Origin of the sequence: Paenibacillus elgii NBRC 100335, assembly GCF_004000865.1 — a bacterium.
In the GTDB taxonomy this organism is placed as follows: domain Bacteria; phylum Bacillota; class Bacilli; order Paenibacillales; family NBRC-103111; genus Paenibacillus_G; species Paenibacillus_G elgii.
Genome location: NZ_BIMB01000047.1, coordinates 1 through 21,368, shown reverse-complemented (window position 1 = coordinate 21,368; position 21,368 = coordinate 1). Strand labels below are relative to the sequence as shown.

Sequence of the window (21,368 nt, the reverse complement as noted above, 5' to 3'; positions counted from 1 at the left end):
CAAGCAGGATGTGAAATCAGCTAGGGATGCGAAAATTACCGCAGGGGTCTGCGTATGGGAGGTGTGAGCCGAATGGGGAACTTGTTGTTTGGTCTGACTTATGCTTCGGCATTAGGCTCCGGCTTGATTGCCGGATTGTTTTTCGCTTTTTCGACTTTTGTGATGTCGGCTCTGGCCCGTCTCCCGGCGGAGCAAGGCATTGCTGCCATGCAGTCGATCAACGTCACGGTGCTTAATCCGTTGTTTAGCTTGGTGTTTATGGGAACGGCCTTGGCGTGTGTCATTCTGGGGATCGCTTCCTTGACAAAATGGGGAACGGACAGCGCGGCCTATGTGCTGGTCGGGTGTATACTTTACTTCGTCGGCTCTTTTCTGGTGACGATCGTTTTTAACGTTCCGTTGAATGACGCTTTGGCCGCGGTCGCTCCCGGAAGCTCCGAGGGAGCACAGCTATGGAATCTTTATCTTTCCAAGTGGGTCGCTTGGAATCATGTACGGACGATTGCCTCCCTTGCGGCTTTGGCTTCGTTCATCCTTGCGATCCGGAAGTGGTGAATCTCAGCCGCGGCGGGAATCCTTGAGCTTATGCGCTTGCCGCCATCCGGCGGCAAGCGGCATTTTCGCAGCGTGAGTGATCTCGGCTTCGTCAGCTGCTGCGTGCTCGACTTACTTCAGCTGCCACAGCGCCGCGACATTCGGCGGCTCCCAGCCTTGCAGCGAAGTGTGGTTTTGGCGGCACACATAGGTTTTGCCAGCGTATGTAACCTCATCGCCGATTTTATAGGCGGTTCCGGGGGCCCACGGCTGCGCGCCTGACGGTGCATCCGTCGTCACCGTAATTACTGCGGCAGGCGAGACATTGCCCGCGGCATCCCGGGCCGTTACCGAGAACGTGTAGCTGGTATTCGGCTTCAGGCCCTCTATCGAGGCACTCGTTCCTGTCGCGTTCACTTGCGACGATCCGTAGGCGACCGTGTAACCGGTCACTCCGACATTATCGGAGGACGCTGCCCAGCTCAGCGTTACACTCGTAGCCGATTTGGAGACAACGCTCAGTTGAGTCGGCGCAGTCGGGGCTTGGGTGTCGCCGGACGATTCGTCCGTCTTGACCATCACCGCATTGCTGGCGGGCGAGACATTGCCGGCGGCATCCTTGGCCGTTACCGAGAACGTATAGCTGGTATTCGGCTTCAGGCCCTGTATCGTTGTGCTCGTGCCCGTCACGTTCACCTGCGAGGAGCCATAAGAGACCGTATAGCCGGTCACCCCGACATTGTCGGTCGAAGCATTCCAGGACAGGGAGACGCTGGTTGCGGTTTTGCCGGTCGATACCAAATTCGTCGGAGCCGTCGGAGGCTGCGTATCCGGCGCCGGCGGGTTCAAGGCGTTCAAATAGGCGCGGTGCTTCGTGGAAAACTCGAATTGATTGAACTTATCCCAGTTGATCGACCATGTCATCAGACCGCCAAAGTTCGGGTAACCGGTTGCGCTGCCCCGCGTTTTGTAGGTGCTAAGCTGCTGGCCCTTCACGAGCGCATCGAGCGCCTTTTGCACCTCAGCAACCGGTGTAAAGCCTCCGCCCGCATTGCCGTTCGCCGGCAAGCCAAGCAGCACCTGCTCCTGACGCAGCGGCGGGAAGAACAGGTTGGCGTTCTTGTTCACGGGGAACCCGGTCAACAGCATATCGGCCATGACGACGTGAAAATCGGCGCTGCCCATCGTATGGTACTGGTCATCGAGGCCGGTGATCGGGCCGGAGTTATAATTTTGCACTTGGAGCCAGTCCAGAATATCGCGCGTCGCATAAATAACGGGCAGGTAGGCGCCGGCGCGCGAATCGCAGCTGATGCAGCTTCCGCCATAGAATGAATACCCAAGCTGGACGAAGAACGTCTCCGGCGCCATGGTCAGAATGAATTTGTCCGTGCCGAAGTGGCTGTTCAGCGACTTGAGCGCATCGATCAAATTAACGATGACGGGCGTTGTCGGATGGCGGAAGTCGGAATCGCCGGCATTCAAATAGAGCGAGTGTCCTTCGAAGTCAACATCGAGTCCGTCGAACCCGTATTTCTCGATGATGCCCGTCACCGAGCTGACGAACGCGTCCCGAGCGGCCGTAGTCGCGAGCTGCACTTGACCGTTCGCGCCGCCAATGGAGATGACGACCTTCTTGCCTTTGCTTTGCAGATACGCGACGTCGGCTTTGAAGTCGGCATCGGTGTAGTTATAGGGGGTGAAGCCGATCACACCGCCACCGCCGCTTGTCGGCTCCGCGAACGAAACGTTAATCACGTCGAAATCCGGAGATACGTCGCGCAGCCGGATAAAGCCTGAGCCGTTGTCGAAGTTGTGCCAATAGCCGACGATTTTATAGCCTCCGGCGGGAGCCGCGGCAGAGGGGAGAGGGGACGCAATGACGGAAAAAAGCGAGATGATGAGCGCGGTAACGAGCCCTAATAGCAAACGGGGGCGTAGACGTGCATACAAGCGGGAACCATGAAAGTTCATCGTTGAGCCTCCTTTAATGGATTGGTAATTGAAATCGCATAAAATATAAAGCGCTTACAAAAAATCCTCATCGCTAAATTCGATCTTCGGCATGCCCTCCTTCCGGTCGTTCAGTCCCTTAACTATCCTCCTTTCCGCAATAAGGATTACTTACTATTATATGGGATAGTCCGTGCCCGAAAGAAGGGAGAACTTTTTATCGAAAGGGGAGAAATTAGTCCAAAGATTTTCGTTCTATGAAAAAAAGCTCCTGCCATTAACTGTGACAAGAGCTTTTTTCATAACTATCGCTTGGAATTCACATAATGCTCAATCCCATCCAATATTCGGGCGAGGCCAAAATCAAATTCGAAACCGTAGGAATGCCCATCCTTGTAATCGTTCTCCGGCGAATAGGCGCCCGCAAGGATGACCGGCGACAGATGGGGAAACCGCTCTGATGTTACGAGATGCTCCAATGCCGCCTTGTTCCTGAAAGCACCTCATGATGGCGAGGACAACGGCGGTCATATTTTCGCGCCAGTGAGCGGAATTTTCCTCCGGGATTGAGATATCGAGCACGGCATCCTGCATAAGAAGTATAAGATCTTCTTTGCTAGGAACGTAACGGTAGAGGGCCATGGTCGTAAATCCCAAGGATGCGGCGACCTTATTCATAGACACAGCGGACAGTCCTTCTTTATCGGCTATGGCAATGGCGGAATCCACGATCTGCTTCAGACTCATTTCGCGTTTCGGTCCGCGCTGCGATCGAGCGGATATCATCCTCATCCTAATAATTTTAAGACAGGAGCGTGTCTTATATGACCGAAAAAACGAAACGCATACTGATTTCAGGAGCTAGCATTGCCGGACCGGCGCTTGCCTACTGGCTTCACCGCCATGGCTTTGAGGTGACGATCGTTGAGCGGGCCCCGGCCCTGCGGCGGGGCGGTTACGCGGTGGATATTCGCGGAGCGGCTCTTATGGTCCTGGAGCGGATGGGCATTCTCGATCAAGTACGTGCGGCGGATACGCAAATGACCGGCGTTTATTTTGTAAACGGCAGCGGCAAGATTAAAGGCCGGATCAGCGAAGCGAGCATCGGCAACGAGGCAGGTTTGGACATCGAGGTGATGCGCGATGATCTGACTGATATGTTGTACAATCTCACAAAAGATACGGTGAACTATCTATGGAATGATTCGATCACCGCAATTCGCGAGACGGAAGAGGGGGCGGAGGTGCAATTTGCGAACGGCAAGCCGCAAACCTTCGATTTGGTGATCGGAGCGGATGGGCTTCATTCCAATGTTCGCAGGCTGACTTTTGGCGAGGAGGAACAGTTTAAACGTTCGCTGGGCTGCTATATTTCGATATTTACGACCCGCAATTATCTGGACCTCAACCATTGCCAGCAAATCTATGCCGTTCGTGGTAAGACGGTAGGGATGTACAGCGCACGCGACAACACGGAAGCTAGAGGACTGTTCATTTTTAAATCGGGGACATTGCCATGCGACCGGCACAATCTCGAAGCCCAGAAGCAGCTTGTAGCCAATATTTTCGGCGGCGAGAACGGTTGGGAAACCCAGCGGCTGCTTCATGCGATGAAGGAGGCGGAAGACTTTTATTTTGACGAGATATGCCAAATTCACATGCCTGCATGGTCGAAAGGCCGTGTTGCGCTTGTAGGCGACGCGGCCTATGGCCCGTCGCCGCTTTCCGGGCAGGGCAGCAGCCTGGCGCTCGTCGGTGCTTATGTGCTGGCCGGTGAGTTGAAACTCGCGAAAGGGGATCATGCACAGGCTTTTGCAGCCTACGAGCAAGGGATGAGAGCGTTTGTGGAGAAAAACCAGAAAATCGGCCAGTCAGCGGCAGAGGGGATGGTCGCCAGCTCCAGCTTCAAAATCATCCTGCAAAATTGGATGCTTCGCGTGCCGTTCTTGATGAATGCCACGTTTCGAATGATTTCGAAGATGATCGCCAAAGCTGCGAGCGGGATCGAGTTAAAACGATATGAGGAACCATAAACCGGCACAACGAACGGAGCGTCTCCACGATTCGACTCATGTGGAAACGCTCCATTTTCTAGTCGGCGACGATGGTTCTGTTTTTCCCCGATTCCTTGGCCCGATACAAAGCGTGGTCGGCCCGTTGAAACAGCATGTCAGCCGATTCGGCGTGGGATGGATAATGGGCGATGCCCGACGAGATGGTTATCGGGATTCCGAGAGGATTTTCCCTCGTTTCAAAGGCTGTACGAATACGTTCCGCCGTGATCAAAGCCTCCGGAGCGGTGGCAAGCGGCAGAAGCACGACAAATTCTTCTCCGCCGTAGCGACAGCATATGTCATGGGGACCTACGGACGAAGTGACGACGCGGGCCAGATGCTTCAATATTTCGTCGCCCGCTTGATGACCGTAGGTATCGTTGATGGACTTGAACCGATCGATATCCATGACAATCAGGGCGAAGGAGTACTGCTCTTCCGTCCATTGCGTCATGATGGATTCAAACGTCCTGCGGTTCGTTAACCCCGTTAAAGAATCGGTCATCGCGGCATGAGCCAACTGCTCGGTCTGCTTCTGCAGATCGCTTAACGCAAGCGTAATCGTCTGTGTCAACAAGTCGGCTTCCCGGTTCCAGTGATGCTTGGCCTCCGGAAGAACGATTCTTTCGCCTCTGCCCAATCTTCCGGCCAGATCGGCAAGAGACACGAACGGACGGGCCAAACGCCGGGCAAGCCAGATGGCGGCGATCATCAATACGGCGAACGGGGCCAGAGTGTACAGCAGGATCGCGCGAATATTCCGGTTCAATTCGTCATAAACGACATCGATGGGGGACTGGACGACGACTCCCCAGCCGTTCTCCAGAACAGGGGAATAGCCGGCAAGAAAGGTGATTCCTTGGGAATTGGTCACCTGATCATATCCGCTTTCGCCCCGAAGTACCTTCTGAACGATTAGATTGGCATTGATATCGTCGCCGATCCGGGATTTGTCCGGATGAAACAATAAATAACCGTTGGAGCTGACGACATAAAAGTACGAACCGTCGCTATTGAGATTATGCATCCCGAACATCATATTCAATATATTGTTTTCCTGCAAATAAAGACTGCCTCCGATATAACCGCGATATATGCCGTCTTTATCGAATAGCGGCTCGCTCATAAAAACGATAAGCCGCCCGGTGGCCGAATAGTAGGGCTTGGATATATACGATTTTTTTACCGCGAGCGCTTCTTTGGTCGCTTCCGTTGCGATGTGCAGTCCGGTCGTGCCGACGGAAGGCGGCTCCACACCGCGGACAAGACCCGTTTCGTCCACGACGGCGATCGAGTTGAAATAATGGCTGCCCAGGCGCAGCGCTTCAAGCTGCCTCTGCATTTCTTGTGAGTCCGATAGATCGCCGGCCGAAAGACGGGCGCCGGTATAGGCCAGACCGGCCCGCATCGATTGGAATAACGAATCGATGGAATGGCTCATTTTCGTCGCCGCCGAATAGTTCAACGCAAAGGTCGTTTCGAATAACGATTCCTTATTGGAATGATAAGACGCGAGAAGCAGAATCGTCAAAGTAAGCGCGACGGAAAGGGAGACCAGCCCGGTTAACAGGGTGGCAAGACTGATTTTATTTTTTTCGGCACAGCGAATCCCGAACGGTCCGGACATGGTATCCCCCTCCTTATTTTCCAAGTTAAGTTCCACTTCATTTTCGACATGATCTGCCATAATCCTTTTCATTGACCGATTTTTTAAAAAAAGCGCCCAAGCTTTGCAGAGAACCAAATATGAATGTTGGCGGATGATCTTCTTTCGTTTATACTCATTTTAAAAAATATCGCCATAGGGGGAACACTTGTGAGGCGGTTTCTCAAAAATGAAACGATGCAAATTTTGCTTATCGCCCTAACGACGGCTATCGGCGCTGAAATCAAAGTATATCCGTTTCATGGAGATTATTTTCGTATGGGGCTTGGCGCCAGCACGTTTTTGTTCTTCTTGCTGTTTATGCGCCACTTGCCTTACCTCAAGATCGGGATCATCACGGGAATATTCAGCGTATGCTTTCAGGGGACCGAATGGCTGACCCACTCGACGCCGCTCTCTTTCACCGCAAGCCTTCAGAATAATGTGGCCGCCGGTGTATATTATATCGTGTTTGCTCTCTGCATGGACAGGCTTCGAACAACAATTCATGAATACAATCCCCTTAGGTTAGGCGGGCTTGTCTCGGGAATCGATCTGATCTCGAACGGGGCCGAGCTGTTCTTGCGGTGGCTGCTGCTCGGCGTGAATGTGATGCATTTGGACGACTGGCTTCTTTTATTGATCCTTACCGTTGTGCGCAGTTATTTTGTCATCGGGCTGTACAGCAGCATCGTGATTGGCCAAATGCGCATCCTTCATGCCGAGAAGGAAAAACGGATGGAGCAGATGCTGCATGTGGGTACGGGGCTGTACGGGGAAACGTTCTATTTGCAAAAATCCATGGGTACGATCGAAGCGATTACCGAGCAGAGCTACAATCTTTATTCCAAATTAAAAGAAGAGAACCTGGAGCATTACGGCCAAGAAGCTTTAAGCATCGCCCAGCAGATTCACGAAGTCAAGAAGGATTCTCAGCGCATCTTGGCCGGCCTCACCAAATTATACGACAGTGAAATCGTTGTCGATATGAGCTTGGCGGAAATGCTCGGCTTTGTCGTAAAAGCGAATGAAAAGTACAGCCGCATGTTCCAAAAGAAAATCAAGTTCACGACCGATCTCGATACGGATTACCGAACCGGCGATTTTATTCCCTTGCTAACCATTGTGAATAACCTCGTCTCAAACGCGGTGGAAGCCATTCATGAGCATGGGACGATCAGTATACGCGTGTATGAAGAGTCGGTGGAGACGGTCTTCGTTGTTTCCGATACGGGATGCGGCATTCGGGAATCGCACCGCGGTATTATTTTTCAACCCGGATTCACGACAAAATATAACGAAAGCGGGGTAGCCGCAGCCGGAATCGGACTGTCGCATGTGCGGAATATTGTCCATTCACTCGGTGGGGAGATTGCCGTACGCTCTTCCGAAGAAGGCACCGGCACGACATTTATCGTATGTCTTCCGACCTTCAAAATTAGAAGCGCATCAAGCGTCGTGTAGAATTTTATATTTTTTAGTAGTCGAGATGGTATGTTCAAAGTGAGTTTGACTTATGGAAACGATTGGATACATGCCTTTTCCGGCCGAGGGAGTGGAAGCGTTATCGATAAGTATGGAAGCAGCAGGGAAGGCATTCGTGAGCAACATGGCCACTGGAGGGGCAAACTCATGAGGTTTTTTATTGTAGACGATGACCCTGCGGTTCGTGTTATGCTGGCGCAGATCATTGAAGATGAGGGTCTCGGCCAAGTCGTGGGAGAAGCAGAGGATGGAGCGAAGCTCGATGCTCAATCGATCGTCATGAACCAAGTGGACATTCTTTTCGTGGACGTCCTCATGCCGAACCGGGACGGAATCGAGACCGTTCGTGGACTACTGCCTGTATTCTTGGGAAAGATCATTATGCTTTCCGAGGTTGGCTCGAAAGACATCGTCAGCCGTACTTACTCGCTGGGCATCGAATATTACGTCCTTAAGCCTATAAACCGGATTGAGCTCATAGCGATCGTTAAGAAAGTGATGGAATGCATGCTGCTGGAAACATCGATTCAAGCCATCAGGCAATCGATCGACTTTCTTTCCCCGGTTGATCTAAACGAAAAAAAGATTCAACGGTCAGGGGAAACGACCATTCTGGCTTGCGGCAATTATTTGTTGTCGGAGCTGGGGATGACGGGGGAAAGCGGAACCTATGACCTGCTCGAGATGTTGGAGTATTTGGTCCAAGGCGAATCGGAGCGAACGATAAAGGATGAATTTCCGCCTTTAAAAGATCTCTTTTGGTATATCTCGTTGAAAAAACTCGAGGAACGATCCGTTGACTCCGAGCTCGTGCAAAAAGAAATCAAGGCGGCTGAACAACGTGTACGGAGAGCGATATCTCATGCGCTAAATCATCTCGCCTCGTTAGGCATAACGGATTATACGAATCCCAAGTTTGAAAATTACGCCGTGAAATTTTTCGATTTTATGGAAGTTCGAAAAAGAATGATCGAACTTGAAGAACATCGAAAGCCCCCTGTAAACCATAAAATCAATACGAAAAAATTCGTACAAGTCCTATATTTGGAAGCAAAGCAAATGATGGCGACGTTGAATTGACTCCCGAAGCGTATCTGATACCGAAACTCCTGTTACTGGCGTATGCAGCCTGCCGGTGCAGGTTTTTTTATAGACAAAAACAAAAACATCATAAAATGTAATTCTTTGGAGATAATACAGGGTGAAAATTTGTAAAAAACCCATGGCAGGAGAAGGTGGAAGAGATGCCGGATGTTCCGTTCACAGATAAACTATCCGGAAACCTTCGGATGCTGAAGGATGCGATCGGGCATAGCCCCGACGTGATTTTCCGAGAGTTTCGAGTTGGACATTCCTCCTGGCAAGCGGCTGTCGTTTATATCGACGGTCTGGTCGATAAAACCGTTCTGAACGAGCAAGTGATCAAGCCTTTAATGCGGGAACGAGGTCTGTCCAGCGATTCCGCCACGAATAAACAGCAGCTCAAGAGCATCATTTCCGATTCCGTCGTTTCGACAGCGGAGGTTCATGAGATGCGCTGCTTGAAGGATTGCGTTCGTAAAGTTCTTGATGGGAATACCGCGCTATTACTGGACGGATTGACCGATGTTATCGTTCTAAGCACCGTCGGAGGAGAGAGCCGTTCCATTGAAGAACCGTTATCGGAAGCGGTTGTTCGGGGTCCGAGAGAAGGCTTTGTCGAGAAGCTTCATAGCAATACGGCCATGCTTCGGCGCCGAATTAAAGACCCCGGCTTCACCATGATCCCTTACAAGCTTGGACGCCGGTCTCAAACGGACGTGTACCTGATTTATATCGAGGGATTGACAAACCGTGAGCTGGTGGAGGAAGCGAAGAGCCGGATCGAACGGATCGATATCGATGAGATTTCCGAATCCGGCTATATCGAACAGCTCATTGAGGACAATGAATGGTCGCCGTTTCCCCAGATGCAGAACACGGAGCGGCCGGATCGGGTAGCGAGCGCCTTATTGCAAGGCCGGATTGCTTTGCTGGTGGATGGCACGCCCTTCGTTTTGATCATACCGGTCACTTTTTCGATGCTGATGACTTCTTCCGAGGACTATTACGAACGGTGGCTGCCCGCCTCCTTGATTCGCATCCTGCGATATGGGGCGGCATTCATCGCTCTGTTTCTTCCTGCACTTTATATTGCTTTGATTTCTTACAACCATGGATTAATTCCGACGAAACTCGTCATCTCCATTGCAGCGGGACGGGAAGGGGTTCCTTTTCCATCGATCATCGAAGCGCTCATTATGGAAGTGACGCTCGAACTTCTTCGGGAAGCGGGGCTGCGGCTGCCGAAGCCGATCGGACAAGCTGTCGGCATTGTCGGCGGGTTGGTCATTGGGCAAGCGGCGGTGCAAGCGGCCATCGTCAGTCCTATTATGGTAATCGTCGTGGCGCTGACCGCCATTTCTTCCTTCGCTTTTCCCCAGTATTCTTCGGCGATTGCCATTCGTATGCTCCGGTTTGCGATGATGATGGCCGCGGCGGTACTTGGACTTTATGGCGTGATCCTGCTGTTTATTCTCATTATGGCGCATCTTGTGAAGCTTAAGAGCTTCGGGGTCGATTATATGGCTCCCTTTGTGCCCATGCGGGCAAGAAATTGGAAAGACCTGCTTATAAGAGCGCCTCTCCAAATGATGAAGCGGCGTCCGGAACTGGGCAGACCGCAAGATCGCACACGCCAATAGAAAAGGGTAAGGGTGGATCGTCTTAATCATGATCCGTAAAGATGAAATCACATCGCTGCAAGCTTCGCTTATCGTAGCAAAAAGCATGATTGGGACGGGAATCCTTTTTTTGCCGCAAGTCATGGCGAAGGAGGCGGGGACGCCGGACGGATGGATTTCCGTTCTGATTGGCGGGCTCCTCGCCTTGCTGTTCGGGTATATCATCATCAAGTTAAACGGGCGTTTTCCAAGGCAAACATTTTTTGAATTTAGCCAAACCGTATTCGGCAAGGCGATAGGTGCGATTCACATCGTCCTCCTTAGCGCCTATTTTACGATATCTTCCGGGTATTTGACGCGTGTGATGGGCGAGGTGATCCACATGTATTTGCTGGATAAAACTCCGATTTCGTGCATCATCCTTGTCTTTATGATGGTTGGGGCATATCTCGCTACAGGAGGGATCAACCCGATTGCGCGATTCATCGAGCTATTTTTCCCCATGATCTTAATTATCCTGATTACTCTTATCGGATTCAGCTTTCAGGAGTTCGAACTGGACAATATCAGGCCGGTGCTGGGGGAAGGATTTATGCCGGTATGGAAAGGAATAGCCTCCTCGACTTTCGCTTACAGCGGCTTCGAGATTATGCTGGTTTTAAGCGCGTTCATGAAGAAGCCCCGGGACGCCGTAAAATCCATGCTGACAGGCATCGGCATCGTGATTCCTCTGTATACGTTAACCGTTTTGATTTCTATCGGAACGCTGACGGTGGAGGAAGTCAGGACGCTGACTTGGCCGACGATGTCGGTAGCCAAGGACATCGAATTGCCGGGAGGATTCTTCGAACGGTTCGAGTCTTTGTTCTCCGTGCTTTGGGTCATCTCGATGTATGCGACGTTTGTTCCGTATTATTATGTTGCTAGCCTCGGGCTCGGGCATTTGTTCCGGAGGAATTTTCGGACCTTTATTTACCTGCTGTTCCCGGTGATTTATATCATTGCCATATTCCCGAAAAAATTAAACGACGTCTTGAGCTTCGGCAGTTTTCTTAATAATTTTGCCATGTTCGTTATTGTGATCATGCCGATCTACTTCTGGATTTTCGTCAAGCTGAGGAGGAAAGGCCATGAGAACGGCTAGAGGCTTACGCGTGCTTTCGGCAAGTCTTTTTCTGCTGTCCATGACAGGCTGCTGGGACCGGGTCGAGATTGAGGATGTAGGGATCGTGCTTGGCATCGGCTTTGACAAGTCCGCCAAAGAAATAACGAATCAAGGGAATGCGAGGCCGGAGGGGAAACAAGAAAAGTCTCGGCAAATCTCGATGACGCATCATTTTGCCGTGCCAAAGCAATTCGCGGCAAAAGAGAAAGCGACCGCGCAAAAAGATTATATAAACGTCGTTAGCGAGGGGAGTCTCGTATTCGACATCATTAACGGTTTGTCAACGCGGTTATCCCGTAAGCCCAGTTATGAGCACTTGCGGATCATTCTCATCAGCGAGGAGGTGGCGCGCAGCTTTGATCTGAGAAATATCATCAACTTCTTGCTTCGCAATCCGGAAGCGAGACGGTCGATCCGGGTGTTAATATGCGAAGGAAATACAAGAACGGCTTTCGAGAAAAAAGGCATCGTGACCAATCCGGCCTTGAAATTAAGAGGCATGACCGATGGATACCGCACAACGCTGCGCATGCCGTCGATCATGAAGCTGGGGGAAATGTCCGAAAACTTGACCAAGAAAAGCAATTTCGTCATTCAATGGCTTTCTACAGCGCGAGAAGAGACGAAAGTGTCCGGTGCCGCCGTGATCCGGGGAAAGGATGCCAGAATGGCCGGCTGGTTGGACGAGGAAGAGACGGTTGGCTTGAACTGGCTGAAGGAGCAGAAGCAGAGAACCGGCATTATCGAAGGAACGGACCCGAAAGGCGGGGGCAAGATCGTCTATGAAGTTCGCAAGATCAAAAGAACGATCAAGCCCAAGCACAAGGACGGACGTATTTCCTTTGACGTCGAGATTAAGACGGAGGGCAGGCTGCGGGAGGATTGGGTCGCTTCGGACGATGCTTTTAAGGAAGAATTTATCGCCAGAGCGGAGCGGGCGGCAGAAGCGTCGATCAAGACCTCGATGAACAAGGCGCTTGTCAAAATGCAAAAGAAGCTGAGGCTGGATGTCGCAGGCTTCGGGAAGCGGGTACAAATCGAATACCCTCAGGTATGGGGGAAGGTGAAAGAGAATTGGGATTCTACGTTTAGCGAAGCCCCGGTCGAGGTCCAAGTTAAGGCTCGAATCGTCGAATTTGGAACGAGAGGAAGCAAGGGGGGATGAAGGGAGACTCATTTTGCTTTGTTAGCATGTGCAAATTTATGCTCATTTTCGACTGATATTTAATAAATTAGACAAAAGTAAGCGCTGTACAAATCACAAATAATCATATACAATCATAAATGAGAAACATTAATGAAATATCAGTCAAATATGAGCATGAGAGAGGCAGAGCAGGGGGAGGGACACAAATGCTGTTTGAGGAAGAACGTCAGCAGAAAATCGCCGATTATGTTCAAACACGGGAACGAGCCTCGGTTCAGGAACTGGCACAGCAGTTTCAAGTATCCGAATCGACCGTCCGCAGGGATCTGAAGATTCTGGAGGAGAGCAGCCAGCTTCGCCGCACGCATGGGGGAGCGGTAGCGTTGGTAAACGATAATTCGGAGCCGCCGTTCATGGAGAAGGAAGACAGCTACCGGGCACAAAAGGAGGCGATTGCCAAAGCCGCCGCGGCCATGATCGAAGAAGGGGACACGATCGTTCTGGATTCCGGCACGACAACGTATTATTTGGCCAAGGAACTGAAGGCATTCAAGCAATTAACCGTGGTGACCAATTCGGTCATGGCCGCGCAAGAACTGCTCACGCATCCAGGCGTGGATCTCGTGCTAACCGGCGGATCGCTTCGTCATGAAACGCTCGCCATGGTCGGGCCGTTAACGGAGAAAGCTTTGAAGGCGGTCTATGTGGACAAAGCCTTCCTGGCAACCAACGGGCTGGACCCGGTGATCGGGCTGACAACGCCCAATATATTGGAAGCTTCGGCGAAGCAAAGTATTCTTCGTTCTGCCAAACAGGTGATTTTGCTTGCGGATCACAGCAAATTCGGAAAAGTATCGTTTGCCAAAGTGGCCGAGCTGCCGGAGATTGACCGCTGGATCACCGACGACGGATTGCCGGAAAATGCGCGAGAGGAGCTGGAGGCTGCTGGCCTGCCGGTGACGGTTGTCCATACCGGGGGGAGAGGACATGAGCTCTAAAGTTCTTACCATAACCCTCAACCCGGCTTTGGACAAAACGGTAACGATCGAAGAGTTCGTGAGCGGCGGATTAAATCGGATTAAAGCGTGGAGAACGGACGCCGGCGGCAAAGGAATTAACGTCGCCAAAGCGCTCAAGCATTTTGCCGTCGATGTGGCATCTTGGGGATTGACGGCCGGTCACCAGGGAAAGATCGTTACCGAACAGCTTACCGGTCTGGGCATTCCTAGCTTTTTTATCGAGACGGAAGGCGAGACCAGAACCAATCTGAAAGTATACGTCGAATGCACCCAAGAAACGACGGAGCTCAACGAAGCGGGCTTTACGGTCAGCCGGAAAGCGCTGCATGAGTTCATTGAGAGGTATACCGACGCAGTCCGCAACGCTTCGATTGTCGTATTGGGAGGCAGCCTGCCGCCCGGAGTTCCGGACGATACGTACAACACGTTAATCGAGATTGCGAATCGCGCCGGAGCCCGGACGGTGCTGGATGCCGACGGAGAGCCGTTCAGGCACGGGATTGAGGCTGTTCCGTATGCGATTAAGCCAAACATTCACGAGTTGGAAGCGCTTTTTAATGAAACCTTCCAGACCGACGCAGAGATTGTTTCCGCTGCAAGAAGGCTTACAGGTAAAGGAATCGCATATGTATCCGTTTCTTTAGGAGCCGAAGGGTCGATTCTGGTCAGCGAAACGGAAGCGGTGCGCGCCAAGCCGTTTCCGATTGTGCCTCTGAGCACGGTCGGCGCCGGCGATTCCATGGTGGCCGCTTTGGTGTACTGCCTGCTGGAAGGGAAGCCTCTGGAGGAGATGGCCCGGTGGACATCGGCGGCGGGAACGGTGACCGCTTCCAAGCCGGGAACGGAAGTTTGTACGCTTGCCGAAGTGGAAGAGAAGGTAAGCAAGGTGACGATATGGCCCTTATAATTTCATTTGCGATCATGAGTTGAGGAGGCGCTCCGTATGAAAAAGATTTTGGCTGTGACTGCTTGTCCGACCGGTGTGGCGCATACTTATATGGCTGCCGAATCTTTGGCCAAAGCGGCGAGAGAGAAGCAGGTTCCGATGAAGGTAGAGACGCGAGGAGCCGTCGGCGTGGAGAATGAGCTTTCCCCGGAGGAGATTGCCGAGGCGCATGCGATTATTGTGGCGGCTGACACGGATGTATTGGAATCCCGTTTCGCAGGGAAGCCCGTTGTTAAAGTGCCGGTAGCTCAGGCCATTAAAGACCCGTCGGGGCTTATTGACGAAGCGTTGAACAAACAAGCCGCACCCGCCGCAGACTACCGGGAGCAGGTGGAGCAATCGAAGGCGCAGCGCAGCGCCTCCCGTACCGGGGCGTATAAGCATTTGATGACAGGCGTATCCCATATGCTTCCTTTGGTCGTGGCAGGCGGGCTGCTGATTGCCCTTTCCTTTGTGTTCGGCATCGAGGCGTTTAAAGAGAAAGGCACGCTGGCTGCCGCGCTAATGGATATCGGGGGCGGAGCGGCGTTCGCGCTCATGGTTCCGATTTTGGCCGGATTCATCGCGTTCTCGATTGCGGAAAAGCCGGGTCTTGCCCCCGGTCTTGTAGGCGGCATGCTGGCCTCCAAAATCGGCGCAGGGTTCCTTGGCGGTATTATTGCCGGATTTTTGGCCGGCTATGTTGCGAAGTGGTTAAAGGACTACATCAAGCTGCCCAGAAACTTGGAAGGCTTAAAGCCGATTTTGCTTATTCCGCTTCTGGCGACTGGCATAACCGGACTTCTAATGATCTATGTCATCGGTGAACCTGTGAAGACGATCATGGACGGCTTGACGGAATGGCTGAAATCGCTCGGGTCGACGAATGCCGTCCTGCTCGGCGGTTTGCTCGGACTGATGATGGCGTTCGATATGGGCGGACCGGTGAATAAAGCGGCATATACGTTTTCCGTAGGCTTATTGGCCAGCGATGTGTACGGGCCGATGGCTGCCGTGATGGCCGCAGGGATGACGCCTCCGCTCGGACTATGGTTAGCGACTCTGCTCGCTCCGAAGAAGTATACCAAGGAAGAGCGGGACGCCGGCAAGGCAGCCTCCGTACTGGGAATTTCCTTCATTACGGAGGGGGCGATTCCGTTTGCGGCAAGCGATCCGTTCCGCGTCATTCCTTCGATCATGATCGGCTCCGCGTTAACGGGCGCTTTATCGATGCTTTTCGGCGCGACGCTTCGTGCGCCTCATGGCGGCATTTTCGTACTGCCGATTCCGAACGCGGTCAGCCATCTGGCCTTGTATGCCGCAGCGATCGTAGCAGGAACGGTTGTTACGGCGATCGTATTGAATTTGTTAAAAAAGCCTGTTCTGAAATAAACGCGGATTCTATCCAACACCACCCTTATTCCATCAGGAGGATGAACACATGAATATTCAAGCGCTTTTGCAGGAACAAAGCATTATGATTCCACTGGAAGCATCGGACAAGGAAAGCTGTATCCGGGCGATGATCGACGGGCTTGAAGCCGCAGGATGTCTCCGCGACAAGTCCGCTTATTTGGACGCTGTGCTGAAGCGGGAGGAGACGGGATCGACAGGAATCGGCTTCGGCGTCGCCATTCCGCACGGAAAGTCTGGCGGCGTAAGCAAAGCCGGATTGGCTTTTGCCAAGCTGACGCAGCCGCTCGATTGGCAGTCTCTGGACGGAAATCCGGTATCGATCGTGTTCATGATCGCCGTTCCGGAGGAAGCGGCGGGCAACGAGCATTTGCAGATCTTGATCGCGCTTTCCCGGAAGCTCATTGACGAACAGTTCCGTCAAAGCTTGTTGAACGTTACAGAGCCACAGCAATTGATCGACTTATTGCAAACCATCTAGGAGGAGACAAGTGTATGCTAACGAAAGAGGTTACGATCCGAAACGCTTCGGGATTTCATATTCGGCCTGCCCAGCTATTTACGGAGAAAGCAACGACATTTGAATCGAAAATTACCGTGAACTTCCATAAGGAAGCAGGTACGGCGGAAGCGGATGGAAAAAGCATCCTGGGTCTGATGACCCTGGGACTGGAGAAAGGCTCCGTCGTTACCCTTTCGGCGGACGGACCGGATGAGCGGGAAGCGCTTGAATCGCTAGTCGAACTGGTAGAGAGCGGCTTTGGGGAAGGTTAGCATCGCAGAATAAAGAGCCAGGGAATGGAGAGACGATCGATGGCGGAAAAAAAGATGAAGGGACTTGGCGTATCGGCCGGGGTGAGAATTGGAAAAGCTTTCGTCTACTCGCCTGTCAGACTAGTGGATATCGAGAGCAGGAAAACCGACGATAGCGGCCTGGAATTGCAGCGGCTTCAACAAGCCAAGGCGAAATGCTCGGAGCAGCTTCAAGCGCTGATTGATCGCGCGCAAAGCACGCTAGGGGAAGATAAGGCGATGATCTTGAAGGGGCAGCTTAGCTTCTTGTCGGACCCGGTCTTTTACCCTCCGATGGAAGATCTGATCTTGCGGGAGCAGTGGACGGCCGAGACGGCGGTTCACAAAGTCGTGACTCAGGTCGCGGGCTTGTTCGAGAGCATGGCGAACGAGTACATGCGGGAAAGAGCGGCCGACGTTCGCGATGTGGGCAACCGGCTGTTCGCCCAATTGTCAGATCATCAAGGCACCCGGCTCTCGGACATTCGGGAGCAGGTTATTCTCGTCGCGGACGATCTGACCCCTTCGGATACGGTGCAATTGGATAAAAACCTGGTGCTCGGGTTTGTTACCCGAATAGGGGGCAAGACGTCGCATACGGCGATTCTGGCCAACTCGCTAGGCATCGCCGCCGTCTTGGGGATCGGGGAAGGGATTGAAATTATCGGTCACGGCGATGAGCTTATTATCGACGGCTCTGTGGGGGATTGCATCGTGAGCCCGTCTGCGGCAACGATCGAAACGTTTCGGGAGCAGCAGCAGCGGGAAGAATCGGAATGGGCCGATCTAAAGGCCTACGCGAATCGTGCGGCCGTCACGAAGGACGGCTTTCGGGTGGAACTGGCCGCGAATATCGGAACGGTTGAGGAATCGTTGTCCCTGTTGGAGCAAGGGGCCGAAGCGGTAGGGCTGTACCGGACGGAATTTTTGTTCATGGGACAATCGCAATTGCCCGATGAAGAAACCCAATATCAAGCGTATTCGGCCGTAGCCGAAGCGATGCGGGGCCGTCCCGTCGTCATTCGTACGCTGGATATCGGGGGAGATAAGGAGCTTCCTTACCTGGAGCTGCCGAAGGAGCAGAACCCTTTTCTCGGCTATCGGGCGATCCGGATCGGCTTGGATCGAAAAGAGCTGCTTCTTACCCAGCTTAAAGCGATCGCCAGAGCCGGCGTTCATGGAACCGTCAAGATTATGTTTCCGATGATTTCGGGGCTGGAGGAATGGCGCGAGGCGAAGTCGATTTACGAGCAGGCATGCGAACAGCTTCGTCAGGAAGGCAAGCCGTTCGCCGATTCGGTAGAGCTTGGGATCATGATCGAAATTCCGTCCGCGGCTCTGATGGCCGATAGCTTCGCTAAGGAAGTTGATTTTTTCAGCATCGGAACGAACGATTTGGTGCAGTATACGGTTGCCGTCGACCGCATGAACGAAAAGGTATCCCATTTGTACGACTACTTCCATCCAGCCGTCATCAGATTGGTGAAACAGGTTATCGATGCGTCGGTCCGTCACGGCAAATGGACGGGGATGTGCGGAACGATGGCCGGCGACCCGCTTGCCGCCCCTCTATTGGTCGGCTTAGGCCTTCACGAATGGAGCATGTCCGCATCTTCGCTTTCCAAGGTGAAAAAGGTCATCGTCCATGTGAATCGAAGCGAGTGTGCCTCTCTTGCAGAGCGCGTACTGGCGCTGGATACGGCCGCCGAGGTGAGACAAGCACTGGAAGCCTTCCATCGGCAGGTAGAGCCGGGCGTGTGACTTAAAGTATTATCGAGCAACAGCTCGAAGCGGGTGGAAATTCTCCCAACGTTAAATTTATCGAAAAACAGCGCCTTCTTAATTTTCATGAAGAAGGCGCTGTTTTTTATTGATTAATTGTAGTTTCGAAGATAGAGAGTGGCGGAAGAAGAACTATTAGAAAATACGTCTGCGTAATAATTGCAGCCTTCATTCATATAAACTTGCCAAGAATCTTCCTGTTTAGTAGCTGATGTACTCAGATCAACAACTCTTTCTGTTCTGCCGGGACATACTTTCCACAAAACAGCAGAAGCTTGACCTTTGGATTGCAACGTGATTTTTCCATTCGTATCGGCTCCTGCAATACCTCTCGTTTGATCACTTGCATAGGGCAATGCTGTTACGGCAGTAGAATCACCTGGAACAGCTAATGCAGAACTTGCGCCAACAATGGTTAAGATAGCAGTTAAACCGATAGATAATAATTTCTTTTTCACATAAACACCTCCTAAATTTGTCAAAATAAGGTTATTATTATATTTTCGTAGAGTCAATAGAGAGGTTGTAAAATTTAATAAAAATAACTTAATTTTACATATATTAACCTCCGGGTTTAGAATGATTTTATCCATGATTTGGTTTATTTTGCGGATTAGAATGAAAATCTTCATTTCAATGTGTCGTCATAAGTATGTATTTGTTTACAAAATAATCACATATTATGTATATACATGGAATATATAGGGGGTTATAATGAATAAGTAAATTTTTAATTAAATAAGATATTTATTTATAATTTGTAATCACGTTCCAGATGGTCGACTGACTTCGTCAGCATGACCTGCTTTCTTTTATCGATTTTCCAAAACGTTTCGGATAACCGATCGTGTTATGACCACCCCTGATCTCATGGGGCAAAGAGTATGTGGGATAAGCGTTTGAAAACCGCTTGTCCGCTGCCAACCGTAATTTCAACGAGGAGGAATTCATGTGAGCACGACGAGTCTTCAATTATTTCCTTTAACCCGGGCGCAGCAAAGAATATGGTATACGGAATTGCTGTATCCGAACAGCGCCGCCTGCATGCTCTCGGGAGCCATCATTATGAAAGGCCAGGTCGATCGGGAAGCGCTGGTCCGGTCCGTCCAGCTGCTTATCGAACGGAACGAGGCTTTGCGCATTCGGCTGCTGACGGAGGACGGCGAGCCGAAGCAGTATATTCAGCCTTATCAGCCGGCCGAAATCGGGTACTTGGATTTTTCCGCAGGCGATCAGGATGTAGAGGAGTGGGTCGAGCTCAACAATCGGAAGCCGATGGAGCTGCTTCATTCCGACTTGTACGAATTTACGATTCTCAAAGTCAACGAGCATGAAGTCCGGTGTAACTTAAGAATGCATCATGTCATCTCCGACGGTATTTCCATGGGGCTGATCGGGAATGGGATCATGCACACCTATTTGGAGCTGGTCCGAGGGGAGTCTCCTTCCGGCAAAGCGACGCATTCGTATTTGGACTATATTCAAACCGAAATCGAGTACGAGCAATCGGAACGTTTCAAAAAAGACAGGGCGTACTGGCTCGATAAGTTTCAAACCCTTCCGGAAGCGACCGGACTAAAAACGTACAATCACCTGTCGGTGAGCACGGTTGCAAAGCGGGACAACACAGCGGTCAGCGGTGAATTTTACGCCAAACTGAAAACGTTTTGGGAAGCACATAACATAGGCGCATTCACGTTTTTCTTAGGAGCCATCTATATTTATTTACATAAAATGACGAATGAGCGCGAGGTAACGCTCGGAGCCATCTACGGCAATCGGAGCTCGAAAAAAGAAAAAGAGACGTTAGGAATGTTTGCAAGCACCGTGGCGGTCCGGGTCGGCGTAGAGCCGGACGAGAATCTGGTGTCGTTTTTGCGGACGGTGGCGAAGGAGCAGAGCACGATTATGCGCCATCAAAAATACCCGTACAATCAGCTTATCCAAGACGTAAGAGAGCTGCACAATAACAGGGACCTGGGCCGGCTGTTCAGCGTTGCGGTGGAATATCAGCCGATGCGATGGGTACATTTCGACAATCTCAGCGTCCAAACCCGCAATCAATTTTGCGGCCACGAAGTGAATGATTTTGTCATACACGTCAAGGAAATGCCCGACGAGCAGCGGATAGAGCTGATTGTAGATTATCGCACGGAATTATTTGACGAAGCCGAAGTGAAGCGGATGACCGAACATTTGCTTGAGATTGCCGATTATATCGTTTGTCATCCGCACGAAACCGTGTCTCGGGTATCCTTGGTTAGCGAGGAGGAGAGGCATACTCTTGTATCGGTATTCAACGATACGGCGATAGATTATCCCCGGAACAAAACAATCCAACAGCTCTTTGAAGAACAAACGGAGCGGTCGCCGGAGCGGCTTGCCGTTGCTTTCGAGGGGCATGGGCTGACGTACCGGGAATTGAACGAGCGGGCGAACAGGCTGGCGCAGACTTTGCGGAGCGAAGGTGTATGCCCGGATCAACCCGTCGGCCTTATGGCCGAGCGTTCTCTGGAGATGATCGTCGGCATCCTCGGCATTCTGAAAGCCGGAGGCGCTTATGTGCCGATCGATCCGGACTATCCCGAGGAGCGTATCCGGTATATGCTGGAGGATTCGGGCGCGAAGCTGCTGCTTGTGCGGGGCGGCGAACGGATGCACACCGATTTTGCGGGTAAAATCGTCGATTTAAGCCAAGACGATGTCTACAGCGACGACAGCTCGAATCCGGATGCCGCAGCCGGCCCGACGG

Annotated in this window: 18 protein-coding genes; 14 read left to right on the top strand and 4 right to left on the bottom strand. The window is 51.8% G+C overall.

Features of this window, described 5'->3' with window-relative positions; all coding sequences use genetic code 11:
- Positions 1 to 72: 72 nt before the first annotated feature.
- Positions 73 to 555 (top strand): anthrone oxygenase family protein, encoded by a 483-nt coding sequence (locus tag PEL01S_RS26395; RefSeq protein ID WP_127462375.1) that lies wholly within the window; start codon positions 73 to 75, stop codon positions 553 to 555.
- Positions 556 to 666: 111 nt separating this feature from the next.
- On the opposite strand, the gene PEL01S_RS26390 is transcribed toward PEL01S_RS26395, so the two are convergent.
- Positions 667 to 2,508, bottom strand: a complete 1,842-nt coding sequence (locus PEL01S_RS26390) for a fibronectin type III domain-containing protein (protein ID WP_127462374.1) — start codon at positions 2,506 to 2,508, stop codon at positions 667 to 669.
- Between the two features lie 342 nt (positions 2,509 to 2,850).
- On the bottom strand, positions 2,851 to 3,234 hold the full coding sequence (locus PEL01S_RS26385; protein ID WP_204343403.1) for a TetR/AcrR family transcriptional regulator: 384 nt from the start codon (positions 3,232 to 3,234) through the stop codon (positions 2,851 to 2,853).
- A 77-nt stretch (positions 3,235 to 3,311) separates the two neighbouring features.
- On the opposite strand from PEL01S_RS26385, the gene PEL01S_RS26380 reads away from it, so the two are divergent.
- Positions 3,312 to 4,520, top strand: a complete 1,209-nt coding sequence (locus PEL01S_RS26380) for an FAD-dependent monooxygenase (protein WP_127462372.1) — start codon at positions 3,312 to 3,314, stop codon at positions 4,518 to 4,520.
- A gap of 58 nt (positions 4,521 to 4,578) precedes the next feature.
- On the opposite strand, the gene PEL01S_RS26375 is transcribed toward PEL01S_RS26380, so the two are convergent.
- Positions 4,579 to 6,168 (bottom strand): sensor domain-containing diguanylate cyclase, encoded by a 1,590-nt coding sequence (locus PEL01S_RS26375; protein ID WP_127462371.1) that lies wholly within the window; start codon positions 6,166 to 6,168, stop codon positions 4,579 to 4,581.
- Between the two features lie 189 nt (positions 6,169 to 6,357).
- Between PEL01S_RS26375 and PEL01S_RS26370 the strand changes: the two genes are divergently transcribed.
- The 11 genes from PEL01S_RS26370 (at position 6,358) to ptsP (ending at position 18,595) form a co-directional block, all read left to right on the top strand.
- Positions 6,358 to 7,650 carry a sensor histidine kinase gene (locus tag PEL01S_RS26370; RefSeq protein WP_127462370.1) on the top strand — a complete coding sequence of 431 codons (1,293 nt, stop codon included), beginning with the start codon at positions 6,358 to 6,360 and terminating at the stop codon, positions 7,648 to 7,650.
- Positions 7,651 to 7,818: 168 nt separating this feature from the next.
- Positions 7,819 to 8,751 carry a response regulator gene (locus PEL01S_RS26365; RefSeq protein ID WP_127462369.1) on the top strand — a complete coding sequence of 311 codons (933 nt, stop codon included), beginning with the start codon at positions 7,819 to 7,821 and terminating at the stop codon, positions 8,749 to 8,751.
- 164 nt (positions 8,752 to 8,915) lie between these two features.
- Positions 8,916 to 10,394, top strand: a complete 1,479-nt coding sequence (locus PEL01S_RS26360) for a spore germination protein (RefSeq protein WP_127462368.1) — start codon at positions 8,916 to 8,918, stop codon at positions 10,392 to 10,394.
- A 28-nt stretch (positions 10,395 to 10,422) separates the two neighbouring features.
- Positions 10,423 to 11,517 (top strand): GerAB/ArcD/ProY family transporter, encoded by a 1,095-nt coding sequence (locus PEL01S_RS26355; protein WP_127462367.1) that lies wholly within the window; start codon positions 10,423 to 10,425, stop codon positions 11,515 to 11,517.
- Positions 11,504 to 12,703, top strand: coding sequence for a Ger(x)C family spore germination protein (locus tag PEL01S_RS26350; protein WP_127462366.1), 1,200 nt, complete (start codon positions 11,504 to 11,506; stop codon positions 12,701 to 12,703). Before PEL01S_RS26355 ends, PEL01S_RS26350 begins: the two co-directional genes overlap by 14 nt.
- A gap of 188 nt (positions 12,704 to 12,891) precedes the next feature.
- Positions 12,892 to 13,683, top strand: coding sequence for a DeoR/GlpR family DNA-binding transcription regulator (locus tag PEL01S_RS26345; protein ID WP_127462365.1), 792 nt, complete (start codon positions 12,892 to 12,894; stop codon positions 13,681 to 13,683).
- On the top strand, positions 13,673 to 14,611 hold the full coding sequence (gene pfkB / locus PEL01S_RS26340; protein ID WP_127462364.1) for a 1-phosphofructokinase: 939 nt from the start codon (positions 13,673 to 13,675) through the stop codon (positions 14,609 to 14,611). The genes PEL01S_RS26345 and pfkB overlap by 11 nt, the downstream gene beginning before the upstream one ends.
- 36 nt (positions 14,612 to 14,647) lie before the next feature.
- A complete protein-coding gene (locus PEL01S_RS26335) occupies positions 14,648 to 16,021 on the top strand; it encodes a PTS fructose transporter subunit IIC (RefSeq protein ID WP_063177916.1) in 1,374 nt (457 codons plus the stop codon).
- Between the two features lie 49 nt (positions 16,022 to 16,070).
- Complete coding sequence (locus PEL01S_RS26330; protein ID WP_108533588.1) at positions 16,071 to 16,523, top strand: PTS sugar transporter subunit IIA; 453 nt, start codon at positions 16,071 to 16,073, stop codon at positions 16,521 to 16,523.
- Between the two features lie 14 nt (positions 16,524 to 16,537).
- A complete protein-coding gene (locus PEL01S_RS26325; protein ID WP_127462363.1) occupies positions 16,538 to 16,816 on the top strand; it encodes an HPr family phosphocarrier protein in 279 nt (92 codons plus the stop codon).
- A 39-nt stretch (positions 16,817 to 16,855) separates the two neighbouring features.
- Positions 16,856 to 18,595: a phosphoenolpyruvate--protein phosphotransferase gene (gene ptsP / locus PEL01S_RS26320; protein ID WP_127462362.1), complete on the top strand. Its 1,740-nt coding sequence runs from the start codon at positions 16,856 to 16,858 to the stop codon at positions 18,593 to 18,595.
- 113 nt (positions 18,596 to 18,708) lie between these two features.
- Here the strand turns inward: ptsP and PEL01S_RS26315 are convergent, their stop codons facing one another.
- Positions 18,709 to 19,074, bottom strand: a complete 366-nt coding sequence (locus PEL01S_RS26315; protein WP_127462361.1) for a hypothetical protein — start codon at positions 19,072 to 19,074, stop codon at positions 18,709 to 18,711.
- A gap of 493 nt (positions 19,075 to 19,567) precedes the next feature.
- On the opposite strand from PEL01S_RS26315, the gene PEL01S_RS26310 reads away from it, so the two are divergent.
- A partial coding sequence (locus PEL01S_RS26310) for a condensation domain-containing protein (protein WP_255320167.1) occupies positions 19,568 to 21,368 on the top strand: 1,801 nt, incomplete at its 3' end.

Bases quoted from the DNA above. Each gene is read 5' to 3' on its own strand.
- PEL01S_RS26395 (WP_127462375.1), top strand. From the start codon at position 73: ATGGGGAACTTGTTGTTTGGTCTGACTTATGCTTCGGCATTAGGCTCC.
- PEL01S_RS26390 (WP_127462374.1), bottom strand. From the start codon at position 2,508: ATGAACTTTCATGGTTCCCGCTTGTATGCACGTCTACGCCCCCGTTTG.
- PEL01S_RS26385 (WP_204343403.1), bottom strand. From the start codon at position 3,234: ATGAGTCTGAAGCAGATCGTGGATTCCGCCATTGCCATAGCCGATAAA.
- PEL01S_RS26380 (WP_127462372.1), top strand. From the start codon at position 3,312: ATGACCGAAAAAACGAAACGCATACTGATTTCAGGAGCTAGCATTGCC.
- PEL01S_RS26375 (WP_127462371.1), bottom strand. From the start codon at position 6,168: ATGTCCGGACCGTTCGGGATTCGCTGTGCCGAAAAAAATAAAATCAGT.
- PEL01S_RS26365 (WP_127462369.1), top strand. From the start codon at position 7,819: ATGAGGTTTTTTATTGTAGACGATGACCCTGCGGTTCGTGTTATGCTG.
- PEL01S_RS26360 (WP_127462368.1), top strand. From the start codon at position 8,916: ATGCCGGATGTTCCGTTCACAGATAAACTATCCGGAAACCTTCGGATG.
- PEL01S_RS26355 (WP_127462367.1), top strand. From the start codon at position 10,423: ATGATCCGTAAAGATGAAATCACATCGCTGCAAGCTTCGCTTATCGTA.
- PEL01S_RS26350 (WP_127462366.1), top strand. From the start codon at position 11,504: ATGAGAACGGCTAGAGGCTTACGCGTGCTTTCGGCAAGTCTTTTTCTG.
- PEL01S_RS26345 (WP_127462365.1), top strand. From the start codon at position 12,892: ATGCTGTTTGAGGAAGAACGTCAGCAGAAAATCGCCGATTATGTTCAA.
- pfkB (WP_127462364.1), top strand. From the start codon at position 13,673: ATGAGCTCTAAAGTTCTTACCATAACCCTCAACCCGGCTTTGGACAAA.
- PEL01S_RS26335 (WP_063177916.1), top strand. From the start codon at position 14,648: ATGAAAAAGATTTTGGCTGTGACTGCTTGTCCGACCGGTGTGGCGCAT.
- PEL01S_RS26330 (WP_108533588.1), top strand. From the start codon at position 16,071: ATGAATATTCAAGCGCTTTTGCAGGAACAAAGCATTATGATTCCACTG.
- PEL01S_RS26325 (WP_127462363.1), top strand. From the start codon at position 16,538: ATGCTAACGAAAGAGGTTACGATCCGAAACGCTTCGGGATTTCATATT.
- ptsP (WP_127462362.1), top strand. From the start codon at position 16,856: ATGGCGGAAAAAAAGATGAAGGGACTTGGCGTATCGGCCGGGGTGAGA.